Source organism: Bradyrhizobium sp. AZCC 1678, from assembly GCF_036924765.1.
GTDB lineage: Bacteria > Pseudomonadota > Alphaproteobacteria > Rhizobiales > Xanthobacteraceae > Bradyrhizobium > Bradyrhizobium algeriense.
In genome coordinates this window covers 7779010-7790995 of record NZ_JAZHSE010000001.1, presented here as the reverse complement: position 1 = coordinate 7790995, position 11986 = coordinate 7779010, and the positions used below count along the sequence as shown (strand labels likewise).

General features: G+C 64.0%; 14 protein-coding genes. 5 read left to right on the top strand and 9 right to left on the bottom strand.

The window, feature by feature from the left end:
* Window positions 1-102: 102 nt before the first annotated feature.
* The 3 genes from V1294_RS37135 to V1294_RS37125 all read right to left on the bottom strand — a co-directional run bounded on the left by V1294_RS37135 (window position 103) and on the right by V1294_RS37125 (window position 2242).
* Window positions 103-423: a hypothetical protein gene (locus tag V1294_RS37135; RefSeq protein ID WP_334504253.1), complete on the bottom strand. Its 321-nt coding sequence runs from the start codon at window positions 421-423 to the stop codon at window positions 103-105.
* 125 nt (window positions 424-548) lie between these two features.
* Complete coding sequence (locus V1294_RS37130) at window positions 549-1472, bottom strand: division plane positioning ATPase MipZ (RefSeq protein ID WP_334504251.1); 924 nt, start codon at window positions 1470-1472, stop codon at window positions 549-551.
* Window positions 1473-1684: 212 nt separating this feature from the next.
* Complete coding sequence (locus tag V1294_RS37125; protein ID WP_027539519.1) at window positions 1685-2242, bottom strand: HNH endonuclease; 558 nt, start codon at window positions 2240-2242, stop codon at window positions 1685-1687.
* Between the two features lie 193 nt (window positions 2243-2435).
* On the opposite strand from V1294_RS37125, the gene V1294_RS37120 reads away from it, so the two are divergent.
* Window positions 2436-4196 (top strand): chloride channel protein, encoded by a 1761-nt coding sequence (locus tag V1294_RS37120; protein ID WP_334504982.1) that lies wholly within the window; start codon window positions 2436-2438, stop codon window positions 4194-4196.
* A 183-nt stretch (window positions 4197-4379) separates the two neighbouring features.
* Window positions 4380-5210, top strand: a complete 831-nt coding sequence (locus V1294_RS37115; protein WP_334504248.1) for an N-acyl homoserine lactonase family protein — start codon at window positions 4380-4382, stop codon at window positions 5208-5210.
* A gap of 29 nt (window positions 5211-5239) precedes the next feature.
* On the opposite strand, the gene V1294_RS37110 is transcribed toward V1294_RS37115, so the two are convergent.
* Together V1294_RS37110 and V1294_RS37105 are read right to left on the bottom strand one after the other, a co-directional pair.
* Window positions 5240-5881 carry a LysE family translocator gene (locus V1294_RS37110; protein WP_334504245.1) on the bottom strand — a complete coding sequence of 214 codons (642 nt, stop codon included), beginning with the start codon at window positions 5879-5881 and terminating at the stop codon, window positions 5240-5242.
* Window positions 5882-5930: 49 nt separating this feature from the next.
* Window positions 5931-6356, bottom strand: coding sequence for a YybH family protein (locus V1294_RS37105; RefSeq protein ID WP_334504242.1), 426 nt, complete (start codon window positions 6354-6356; stop codon window positions 5931-5933).
* 209 nt (window positions 6357-6565) lie between these two features.
* Here V1294_RS37105 and V1294_RS37100 point away from each other — a divergent pair, with 209 nt between their 5' ends.
* Entirely contained in the window at window positions 6566-7489 is a 924-nt protein-coding gene (locus V1294_RS37100) for a LysR family transcriptional regulator (RefSeq protein ID WP_334504240.1), read from the top strand.
* Here V1294_RS37100 and V1294_RS37095 read toward each other — a convergent pair.
* From V1294_RS37095 to V1294_RS37080, 4 genes are all read right to left on the bottom strand, one after another.
* Window positions 7486-8457: a peptidyl-alpha-hydroxyglycine alpha-amidating lyase family protein gene (locus tag V1294_RS37095; RefSeq protein ID WP_334504239.1), complete on the bottom strand. Its 972-nt coding sequence runs from the start codon at window positions 8455-8457 to the stop codon at window positions 7486-7488. The genes V1294_RS37100 and V1294_RS37095 overlap by 4 nt on opposite strands.
* Before the next feature lie 164 nt (window positions 8458-8621).
* The gene (locus tag V1294_RS37090; protein WP_334504237.1) at window positions 8622-9302 is read right to left on the bottom strand and encodes a response regulator transcription factor; all 681 of its coding nucleotides are present in this window, start codon (window positions 9300-9302) and stop codon (window positions 8622-8624) included.
* Window positions 9290-10279, bottom strand: a complete 990-nt coding sequence (locus V1294_RS37085) for a sensor histidine kinase (protein WP_334504235.1) — start codon at window positions 10277-10279, stop codon at window positions 9290-9292. Before V1294_RS37085 ends, V1294_RS37090 begins: the two co-directional genes overlap by 13 nt.
* 10 nt (window positions 10280-10289) lie before the next feature.
* Window positions 10290-10697, bottom strand: a complete 408-nt coding sequence (locus tag V1294_RS37080; RefSeq protein WP_334504233.1) for a hypothetical protein — start codon at window positions 10695-10697, stop codon at window positions 10290-10292.
* Window positions 10698-10878: 181 nt separating this feature from the next.
* Here V1294_RS37080 and V1294_RS37075 point away from each other — a divergent pair, with 181 nt between their 5' ends.
* Both V1294_RS37075 and V1294_RS37070 read left to right on the top strand, forming a co-directional pair.
* On the top strand, window positions 10879-11403 hold the full coding sequence (locus tag V1294_RS37075) for a DUF3280 domain-containing protein (protein ID WP_334504231.1): 525 nt from the start codon (window positions 10879-10881) through the stop codon (window positions 11401-11403).
* Window positions 11404-11463: 60 nt separating this feature from the next.
* Window positions 11464-11973 (top strand): DUF2380 domain-containing protein, encoded by a 510-nt coding sequence (locus V1294_RS37070; protein WP_334504229.1) that lies wholly within the window; start codon window positions 11464-11466, stop codon window positions 11971-11973.
* The last annotated feature ends 13 nt before the right edge of the window (window positions 11974-11986 follow it).

Sequence of the window (11986 nt, the reverse complement as noted above, 5' to 3'; positions counted from 1 at the left end):
CGACCGCAAGGGATCGGCACGCTGCGAGGCAGACCGCGAAAAGAAAAGGCCCCGCTTCGGCGGGGCCTTCCTACGCGGGCGTTGGGCGTCTACGCGTTCGGCTCACCAGTCAGAAACGACAATGTTGCCGTAGGGTGCGTAGTCGAGGGGCACCGGCGCGCCAAACGCGGGGGCCGGCACATAGGCCCGACGGCTCACCACCACGGTGCGGGGCCGCACAATCGGCGGTGCCGCGACAACCGGCCCTGGTGCGACGTAAACGCTGCCCGGAGCCACTGCCACGGGATACGGATCGGCTACGGGATAGGGGGCGGCATATGAATCGACATAGATTGCCTGTGCCGACGCACCAGTGACGTTGAGGGCCAACAAACCGGCGATTGCCAGGCCGGCCGTCGAGCAAATGCGCGATCTCGTTGTCATGTTCCGCAAACTCCTTCACTGCTTGTTAAGGCTTGCAACCGAACTACCGAACCCACACCGCGCGCGGTCGTTCCCGGCGCTCACGAGGTTTTTGACCGCAAGTTCCACCGTATTAGCTTCGCACTTTACGGACCGGCCAGGATATCGATATCCAGCGGCCGATCGCGAGAAGCAAACCATTCGGCGCGAAGCGCTGCATGGCGGCGACCGCGATCGTTGATCGGCAGTTTCAACCCCTCGAGCAGGCCCTCAACCTCGCAGCACGCGGGGATGCGAGAGACCTCCCCATCGATGCCGGGCATTGTCTCGCACAGCGCGTCCAGCGCGGTGAGCCCCCGGGGAAAAAGGTCGCGATAAATCGGGCGGTCGTGAAAGCCGGGCACAACTCGAAAACCTGCATCGAGGGCCAGCTCCTGCAAGCAGCCGCAAAGAACCTGGGCGGTAGATGATCGTCGCGGCGAAATCCGGTTGCGCACGACCACCCAATCGATGAGGGCGCCATCGACCGGCCGGCGATGGCGACGCGTCTCGCGCACCAACTCGCCGTAATGGCTGATCCCCGTGACCGTCAACGTCACCGGATCGAGCGTCGCCAGCACATCGAGGTCGACAAAACTGTCGCTGAGCGGCGTCACCAGGGTGTCGGTGATCGAATGGGCGAGCCGCATCAGATAGCTGTCATGCGGAGGCGTATCGATCACGACGAAGTCATGGCGATCCTGTGCAGCGGCAATCGCTCGCTGAAAATCGGAGCATTCGGCGGCCTCGTTTTCCGCCACCATGGCACCTTCGACGCGTGCGATGCAGGAATGCGTCGGCAACTCCAGATCGACTTGTTTCCGCCGCGCCCAGTCGCGCCGGCTCTCGACATAATGGGTGAGTGTCCGCTGCCGGCTGTCGAGGTCGACGGTTGCGACGCGCTGGCCGGCCTTCAGCAGCGCAACCGCGATGTGCATTGCGATGGTGGTTTTGCCCGAGCCGCCCTTCTCATTACCGACCACGACGACATGCGGCGGGGGACGCAATTGATGTACGGGCGCGGTAAGCACGGCTGCGCCTTAACATTCGGTTGCTTTCAAGCCTGCTCAGGAGGGACGAGATCCGCGAGGCGGCGGCAGTCCCTGCAGGCCAAGGGATTGAATAACTGCGCAATCAGCCAGTTTGTTCCTAGAACGGCCAGTCGCCCATTTGTGTTGATGTTGTTGCCGGCTCGAACAGAAGGCCAACCGATGGATGGTGCGACAAATCCGTGGCGCGAATCCTACGGATCGAGCTCGGTATCCCAGTACAAATAATCCAGCCAGCTATCGTGCAGATAGTTCGGCGGAAACAGTCGCCCGTTGCGATGCAGTTGATGCACCGTCGGCGCAAACGGGTGTTGCCTTGGAAACATCCGCGCCTGCTGCGGCGTCAGATTGCCCTTGCGCAGATTGCACGGCGAACAGGCTGCGACGACATTTTCCCAGGTGGTCTGGCCGCCCTTGCTGCGCGGGATGATGTGATCGAAGGTGAGGTCGTCATGCGCGTGGCAGTACTGGCAGACAAAGCGGTCGCGCAGGAAGACGTTGAACCGGGTGAAGGCGGGATGCGTCGTCGGCTTGACGAACGACTTCAGCGACACCACGCTCGGAAGCTGGATCTCGAAGGTCGGGCTGCGCACCGCGCGGTCGTAGTGCTCGACAATGTTGACGCGATCGAGAAACACCGCCTTGATCGCGTCCTGCCACGACCAGAGAGACAGCGGGTAGTAACTCAGCGGCCGGAAATCCGCGTTCAGCACCAATACCGGCCAACCGCCTTGCGAGACATGTGCGTTCAAGTAACGCTCCTGACCCCCATGTTAGCTGCGAAGCAGCATGCGCCTTGCATACTACAGGCAGCGTGACGGGATTGTGAAGAGCGTTCCGGGCCTTATCCGCCACTGCCACCGTTCCGCCCGGATTTGCAACATGGCCGTGAAGACCGCTAAACCGGACGGACTGGCATCGTTCAGCCGCTGGCGGACCTCAAAAATGGCCACCCCTTCACGTTATCTTGAGGCTCCGCGCCGGTTACGGGCGTTCGTTCGCGCCCATGAAACGAGCCTGGTGGTGCTGGCGGCGATGATCGGAACCATCGGCGGCCTGGTGGTGCTGGCGATGAGTGTGGCGGTAGCGGCCCTGCACGCGCTGCTGTTCAATATCAGCATCGCGGAGCGGCTTTCCAGCCAGCCGAGTGTCGAGACGCTGCGGGCCGTGCTGGTTCCAAGTCTCGGCGGCTTGCTGCTCGGGGTCGCCTTGCTGCTGTTGCTGCGCTGGCGGCCTGCGCGCGAGATCGACCCGATCGAGGCCAACGCCCTTCATGGCGGGCGGATGTCGTTTCGCGGCAGCGTCATCGTGGCCCTGCAGACCACCTGGTCCAGCGGGGTCGGGGCGTCGGTCGGCCTTGAAGCCGGATACACCCAGCTTGCGAGCGGCCTTGCCGCTTCGCTCGGCCGTGGATTTCACCTGCGCCGCGCCGACCAGCGCATCATGGTCGGCTGTGGAGCGGCGGCTGCGATCTCGGGCGCGTTCGGCGCCCCGCTCGCCGGCGCCTTCTATGCTTTCGAACTCGTGATCGGAGGCTATACGTCGGCCAGCCTGACGCCCGTCGGCGTCGCCGCCGTGGCGGGCTATTTCGTCACCCATGGATTTGAGGAGCTGTCGCTCGGCATCAGCGTCGGCCCGGTCGGCGACGTGGTCGGGCGCGATCTTGCGGTTGCTGCGCTGCTCGGAATTTTGGCGGCACTGTTCGGCATCCTCATCATGCGCGGCGTCGCGTTGTGCGAGACGGGGCTGGCGAAGACCCGTCTCTTGCCGCCGCTGCGCCCGGCACTCGGCGGCCTCGCCGTCGGTCTGCTCGCGCTGCTGACGCCGCAGGTGATGTCATCAGGTCACGGCGCGTTGCATTTTTCCGGCCTCGTTTCGATGCCGTTGCAGATCATCGCCGGCGTCTTCGCGCTGAAGGCGCTGGCCTCGATCATCTCGCTCGGCTCTGGCTTTCGCGGTGGATTGTTCTTCGCCACGCTGTTCATGGGCGCGCTCGGCGGCCGGCTGTACGCCGCCGGCGTCGATCTGATCTGGCCGGGCCTTGCGCTGGATCCCAATGTCTATGCCGTGATCGGGATGAGCGCGCTGTCGGCGTCGGTGATCGGCGGCCCGCTGACGATGTCGTTCATCGCGCTCGAATCGACCGGCAATCTCTGGCTCACCACGGTGGTGCTGGTCGCGGTCATGATCTCCACCCAGATCACCCGCGAATTGTTTGGCTACTCGTTCGCGACCTGGCGCCTGCATCTGCGCGGCGAAACCATCCGCAGCGCCGCCGATGTCGGCTGGATCCGCGATCTCACGGTGCGGCGCCTGATGCGGTCGGATGTCGCCACGGTCGATGCCGGTATCGGGATCGAGGACTTCCGGGTGAAATTTCCACTGGGATCGAAGACGCAGGTCGTCGCGGTCGATGCCACGGGGCGCTATGTCGGGCTCGCTGTGGTCGCCGAAGCCCACGCACCTGACATCGATGCCACACGCGGCCTCATCGGCATCCTGCATCATCGGGACGTCGTGCTGCATCCGGTCATGAACATTCAGGAAGCCATCGCGGTATTTGACGCCGCCGAAGCGGAATCGCTGGCGGTCGTCGAAGCCGGCGGCGAACATCGGCCGGTCGGAATTCTCACCGAAGCCCATGCCATGCGGCGCTACGCGGAAGAATCCGACAAACGCAGGCGGGAGGCGATCGGCGAGGTTTGAGCGCCGGCGTCTATGGCGCTGGCCTCGACGGGCGGCCGCAGTTCCTGGATGGCAAAGTTAAGGCGCCCGCTGGTCAATCCACCGTGATCGCGCGGGTCGTTCGTGCGCCGGCGCGCTAGCCGCCGATGATCAAGGCGCTTAACCTGAGGTTTCCTGGGGTTTCCAACCATCGCAGAGGCTGCCATGAAAGTTCACGCGATTCAGACCGGCTTTGTCCGGATCAAAACTGCGCAGGTCGAAGGACGCGGACATGGATGGTCGCGGCGGCTCGCTATTTTTGCCGACCCCACCTGGACCGATTGGCTCCCGACCTATGCATGGGCCATCGACTGCAGCGAAGGCGTGATCGTGGTCGATACCGGGCAGGGTGCGCATCTGCTCGAATCCGGCAAGTCGTTGCATCCCTATGTCCGTTGGGAAGTTGCGTTCCGGATCGAGCCGGAGCAGGAGATCGGTCCGCAGCTGCGTGCACTTGGTGTGGGCCCGCGCGATGTCAAACGGGTCGTTCTCACCCATCTGCACATGGATCACGACGGCGGGCTGGCGCATTTCCCGAACAGCGAAATCCTGGTGGCGCCGGGTGAGTTGAAAATCGCCAGCGGCTTTGCGGGCCGGATGCGCGGCTATCTTCCGCACCGCTGGCCGTCCTGGTTCGATCCGGCGCCGTTGCGGCTTGAAGCCCGGTCGTTCGGACCCTTCGCGCAAAGCCGGCGATTGACGGCCGCGGGAGATGTTATCGCAGTCGCCACGCCCGGTCACACGGCCGATCATCTCTCGATCGTGGCCGACGATGGCAATACCACCTATTTTTTCGCTGGCGACACTTCCTACGACGAGAAATTGATGCTCGCGGGCAAGCTCGACGGTGTCAGCGCCGACGAGGGGGTTTCCACCGCCACCCTCGACGCGATCCGGAATTTCGTCCAGTCCCGTCCGACCGTCTATCTGCCAACCCATGATCCGCAGGCGGCGGCGCGGCTGGCGGGCCGGCAATTGGCCGGCGCCGCAGTCTAGATCTTCTCCAGCTTCTGCAGGCTGCCCGTCTACGGTTTGGCGGCGCTGGTGGCGCTGGTAATGAGCTTCAGCCCGAGAGCGAACATCACGGCGCCGGCTGCTCGATCAACCCACGACTTGCAAGACAGATAAGCCCGTTGCGGCCCTGACGACGAGAAGAGAAGGGCGACCAATACATACCAGCCGGTCTCGACGAAAAGCACGGCTGCAAGCAGCGCGGCAGCGAACCCCAGCGTGAACGACGCCGGGAGAAAAGCGGCGAACACGCTTGCATAGACGATGGCGGCCTTCGGGTTGCTGAGCTGTGTTGTGAGGCCCAGCCAGAACGCTGTAAGGGGCCGGCTGCTGCCCTTGCCGCTGTCGGCGACAGCCGCGAGAGGCTGCCGCGCAGATCTGAATATGAGAAATCCGAGGTAGCAAAGGTACAGACCGCCAACGACCCTGAGGGCAGCATAGAGCGCGGGCACCGCCAGCAGGACGCTCTGCAGCCCAAGCAGCGCCGCCGCGCCGAAGATGGTGCCTCCCACGCCCATACCCAACGCTGTGGCAAGCGCGCGAATTCTGCTTGATGCGACAGCCACGCGGGCCACCATCACGAAGCTCGGCCCGGGGCTGATCACTCCGACGCTGAGCGCGGCAACGATACTGGCGAGCGTTGCTAGTTCTTGCATTGTCTAATCCTCTGGGCGGCTTGCACGGGCTTGAGTATCACGGCTTGGCTTATTCGGTGTGCGGCGGAGCCTCAACCGCCCAGTTCGGATCGGCGCCGAACGGATGGTCCATGAAAAACACCCAGCTGCCATCGGGCAACCGGCGGTGAACCTCCATGCCGTGGTGATGCACCTCGGTTGGCTTGCCGTCCTTGTCGGTGCCCTTGATCAGCCATTGCGACCGCGTCATCGCGAAGTCGCCGGAGACGGTGGTGTGATGGGTCACGACGTCCATGTGCGGCTTCAATCCGACATAGGCGGCCATCGTCTTGCGGATGCCGTCGGCGCCGCGCGCGATAGTGCTGCCGCCATGGACTTCGTCGACCTGAACGATCGAGGCATCGGGGTGGTACATCGCGGCCGCGGCATCGACGTCCTGCGCATTGAACGCGCGTGCCAGCCAGAGATTGCAAAGCTCGGGTGACGGAGCTCCCATGGCTCAACTCCCATGTTCAGGGTTGATCGATCAGCGAGCTGACGCAAGCCGCCTCGTGCTACGGCAGCAAAGCTGAACTGGCGTCATGCTGTGTTCCATCATCTCGCTTTTCTCGCTGCTCAGACAGGTAGCGTCTGGCGCAGCGGAAGCACGTTGGAAATGCGCCAGCGCGGCTTGCGAAACTGCAAGGGACCCCTAGCTGTGCAGCCATGGAGGACTGGAACGAGCCCCAACTCGTATTGGCGGTGCATCGGGCAAGCAGCCTCACCGGCGCCGCCAAAGCGCTTGATATTGACCATTCGACCGCGTTCCGGCGTCTGAATGCCCTGGAAACGCGGCTCGGTGTTCGTCTGTTCGAACGGCTTCCCGGCGGCGCTTACCAGGCGACGCCGGCGGGCGAGCGGATGGCGGCAGCCGCCGAGCGGATGGAAGATGAAGCGCTCGCCATCGACCGCGACATTGCCGGCCGCGACCGCCGTCTCTCCGGCCGCTTGCGGGTCACCTCCTCGGAAACGCTGGCCTATCGAAAGCTGACCAGCCATCTCGCAACGTTCCGGCAAACCCATCCCGGCATCATCGTCGAGCTCGTGGTCGACAACCGCGTCCTCAACCTCTCGCGACGGGAGGCGGACATCGCACTTCGTCCCATGCGGCCGAAGGAGGGCGACCTCTGGGGCCGCAAGCTCGCCGACGTCGCATGGACGATCTATGGCGCTGTGGCCTATCTCGAAGAGAGCGGCGGGGCGATTTCTTCCGCGGACGATCTCCGCTGTCACGCCCTGATCGGATGGGAAGAAACGGCTGTTGGCATCATGGCTGCCGATTGGCTGAATCGCATGGCGCCGGACGACGCCTTCGTCTACCGGACCAACAGCCTCGTCAATCAGTTCACCGCCGCGAAAGCCGGCATCGGTCTCGCGCTGCTTCCCTGCTATCTCGGCGACGAAGATGCCGACCTCGTCCGCGCGCTGCCCGGTCCGGTGCCGGATTTGGTTGGCGAACTATGGATCGTGACCCACGCCGACCTGAAGCGGACCGCGCGGGTGCGAGCGTTCTTCGATATCGTTGGAGAGGGCCTTGCGCGTGAGCACAATCTGTTCGACGGGCAGGGCCGATCCCGTCCTGCCGCCTAGATCTTCTCCAGCTTCTGCAGGCAGCGGCTCACCCGAACCTCCGGCGGCATCGGCGTGTCCGGAAAGCTCGTCTTCCAGTCGGTGACGCCGACTTCGCCGATATAGATGTCGCCCCTGGAATCCATCGCGATGCCGTGCGGCGCGAGGAATTTTCCGGCCTCCAGCCCCGGGCCGTTCTCGCCGCCGAGCCGGGCGATCCGCTTGCCCTGTGAATCCACGATGGATAACCGCGGGCCGAGATTGGGCACCTTGCGGTTGACGGCCAGGCCGGGGCCGAGCTCGCCGATGATGAAATTCGGCTGCTTGCCGCCGCCGCAACGACACAGCGCACAGGGCCGGTGCAAATTGTTCCACTGCGTCTCGTATTTGCCGTTGCCGTCGAACACCTGGACGCGATGGTTCTCGCGGTCGGCGACATAGACCCAGCCGTCGGCATCGGTCGCGATGTTGTGGACGATGTTGAACTGGCCGGGATCGGTGCCGGGCTCGCCCCAGGTTTTCAGCAGCTTTCCATCCGGCGAATATTTATGGACGCAGGCATTGCCGTAGCCGTCCGAGACGTAGATCTCGCCCCTCGGCGACAGCGCCGTATGGGTGCAGCGGTGAAACGGCTCGCCGCTCATGAACGGCGCGGGCTTGTTTGGGATGCCGATCGTCAGCAGCACCTTGCCGTCGGTCGTGCACTTGCGCACGGTATGGTCGCCGTCATCGGTGCAATAGAGATGGTCGTCGGCATCGATATGCAAACCATGCGCACGATTGAACAGGCCTTCGCCCCAGCTCCTGAGGAAATTCCCTTCGCGGTCCAGCACCACCATCGGATGGTCGCCGCGGTTGAAGACATAGATGCGGTCCTTGCTGTCGACCGCGACGGACGCGGCGTCGGTCAGGCTCCAGCCGTCAGGCAGCTTCGCCCAGTTTTCGACGACGCGATAACGGTGCTCGCCCGAGCCGAGAATAGCCGGCATCTTCGCTCCTCCCCAATGTTACATCGTTGATGCGAGTGTCGCAGACGCCGGTTCGGATCGCGAGGGGCTTTTGCGCATGGCCGCAGCCCGTCGATGGTGGTCTCTTGCGCGTATCGAGATGCATCGCGGATCGCGTTTCGGGTTTGCGTCGAAGCCCGTCCAGTCTAACTCCTCATATCCTCCGCCGCGATGATCCGCTGGCGAAGCGCCAGGCGTACCAGTTCGATGTCGGAGCCGACGCCGAGCTTGGCGCGGATCTGGTAGCGGGTGTTGGCCGCGGTCTTGACGCTGATATGCAGCGTGGTTGCGATCTCGTCCACGGATTTCTCGGCAAGCAGCATGCGCAGGATTTCGAATTCCCGTGGGCTGAGTGCATCGATCGCCGAAGGCTCGTCGGCGAGGCTGTTGATGGCGAGTTCGTGGTCGATGTCGGGGCTGAGTGCGATGCGTCCGGCCATGACCTCGGTGATCGCGCGCAGCAACGCCTCGGGCGGGTTGCTTTTGGTGACGAAGCCGCGCGCGCCGGCCTTGATCGCCTGGATCGCATAGGCGGCGCTCTGGTGCATCGTGAATACGAGGATGCGCGCGGAATTGTCCCAATGCCGGATGCGCCTGATGGCTTCGACCCCGCCAATTCCGGGCATCGACAGGTCCATGATGACGAGGTCGGGCCTGGCTTCCTTGTAGACGCGATAGGCATCGGCCCCGTTGTCGGCCTCAGCGACGACCTGGAGGCGATCCTGCTTCTGCAACAGCGAGCGATAGCCCTCGCGCACGATGGCATGGTCGTCCGCCAGCATCACGCGCGTGCGGCCTGCGGTGTCCGCCAAGTCTAAGGCTGCCATGGCTGAGGCTCCGCCCGCATGGTGGGAATGCGCGCGACAAGCCGGGCGCCGCCCGCCTCGCGCCGCTCGAATTGCAAGGTCCCTCCGAGCGAAACCACGCGCTCCTGCATACCGAGCAGTCCCATGCCCGCTTTCGGCGCGAGGCTGGCGCCATCAGCTTCGCCATCGTCCTCGACGCTCAGGACGATGTCGGCATCTCCGGCCTCGAGGCGCAATTGCACGTGCCTGGCGTGCGCGTGCTTTGCCGCGTTGGTGATCGCCTCCTGCGCGATCCGGTAAAGACTGGCGCTGACACCGGGCGGCAAATCGTCGGCCTCGCCAATGACGGCAATCTCGAAGCGGGTGCGGCCCTTCTCAAAACCGTTCCAACTCGCAACCAGGCTTTCGAGGCTGATCGTGAGGCCGAGTTCCTCGACATCGGGCGGACGCAGGCGCACCAGCGCCCCGCGCAGGGTTTCCATCATATGCGCGGTCGTGCGCGAGATGCCCCGGCACTCCTCGTAGAGCGGCGGGCATTCGCGCTCCGCGGTGTGGGCGGCGGCGGCGGCCTGCGCCGCGATAGCGGAAAGCGACTGGCCGAATTCGTCGTGCAACTCGCGTGCAAGATGGCGCCGCTCCTCGTCCTGCACTTCGATCAGCTTTCGCGTCAGGGCGTTGCGTTCGGCGAGGGTGGTCTGCAGCCGTTCTGCAAGCGTATTGAATACGCCGGAGATGACAGACAATTCCGCGAGATCGAAGCGGGGCAGCCGCGCGGAAAGGTCGTTCGCCGCCAGCTGGTTCAGCCCGGCGCCAATGGCCCGCGTCGGCCGCAGCGCGCGCGCCAGCGTGGCATAGACCGCAATGCAAAGCCCAGCCAGCGCGAAAGCCGTGATGGAGAGCAGCCGGCTCGCCTCGCGCCAGCTCTGGCCGATCTGCGTTGCCGGGTCGAAGGTCCCGACGGCCGTGCCCCGGGCACTGCCCGCCACGAGGACCGGCATCGAGACCGGTTCACCCGGCCGAAAGATGGCCCGGTAGAGCGACGCGAAGATTTCGGGGGGCGGCCATTTCGTCGGCGGGCGCCCCGCTGCAGACGCCTTGCCGAAACGCGCCGGTGTTGTCGCGGTAGGCGATGCAGAGCCCCGGCTCCATCAACGCGGCGATTCCCTGCAAATCCGGCGTCGAGTTGATGGACACCGAGACCCATTGCGCCCGCGATTGCTGCAACGAGATATCCCGGGCCACGATCTCGGCGATACGGCTTGCTTTGGCCTTCGCGACACGGTCGCTGTCAAACAAGGTGTAGGCCGCGACGGCGATGAAGCAAATGGCCGCAAGCGCCGCGACGCGTAACGCCAGCCGCAGCTTCAGATCGATGGCGGGCGGGCGGCTCGCCACGGAGTTGGATGCCTGTCGCAAGCTTCCTCCTCAAGCTTTCTCCCCATGGCTTCGAATATTGAGGCAAATTTAGTTGGGAAGAAAGCGGGGCAGGATAAGATCGGGCATTTCACCCGGCTGATCCAGGGAAAGCTGCCGTTTCGGCAGGGCTATGGATCGGGCGGTATCGCGGCGGAGTAAGGCAGCAGTTCCGAGGTGATCCATGCGCCACATCGCCCTTGTCCTCGCTCCGGCCATCGTGCTTGCAGCGCTAGCGGCGGCTGGGGCCGCCGAGACGGCCGCGCCGCCTCCGATCAAGATCGCCGTCTTTCCATTCGAACTCGAGGATTTCAGCGCCGGAGCCGCCTACGTCCCTCTTGACGATATCGACCGCGAGCAATTGCGACTTTCGACGGAGGAAGCCCGCCGGCTGATCGCGGCATCCGGGCGCTACCAACTGGTCGACGTCAGCACTGTGAACGACCAGGCGGCGAAGGCGGGCAAGTTGCGGGATTGCGACGGCTGCGACGCCAGGATCTCCGCCGGCCTTGACGCAGATCAATCAATGATCGGGATCGTCACGCGCATCACCCGAATGGAATACGCCGTCACCTACAAGGTTCGCGACGCCAGATCCGGGGCGATCGTCGCCGTCGCGCAGACCGACCTGCGCATGGGCGCCAACGTGGCCTGGAGCCGCGGGGCGCGGTGGCTGATCGAAAACCGTCTGCTGGAGCAGGCGAAATAGTTTGCCAGAACGAAACGCACGTTATGCAATGCAAAGGAACCATTTGCGATGGAAAATCTGATGAAAATGCGGATGTTGAGCCTCGCCTTGACCGCCGCCGCTGTTGTCTGCGCCTGTTCTGTCCGGCAAGGTCGGGCGCAGGCGACGACGCTCGTGTTCGCCGTCGCCGAAATCCACTATGTCGACACCTCGGGTGAGGTGATCGATCAAAGCGCCGACCATCGCCGGCGGTTACGCGAATTCGAAGCGGCGTTGCGCAGCGATCTGGTAGCGAGCGGAAAGATAGCAAATGCAGCGCTTGAATGTCCGCCAAACGCCTGCTCGGTGGGCGACATCCATGACGGTCAACTGCTGGGCAAGGCGAAGGAGGCCGGCGCCACCCATCTATTGATTGGCCGCTTTCACAAGATGAGCACGCTGATACAGCAGGCGAAATTCGATGTCATCGACGTGAAGGCGCGGAAAGTCGTGTTTTATCGTTATATCAGCTTCCGCGGCGACAACGACGCGGCCTGGCGCCGGGCGGAATCCTTCCTTGCCCGGCAAATCCTCGATCACGCCGAATGGTGAACGGCAGCGCTGG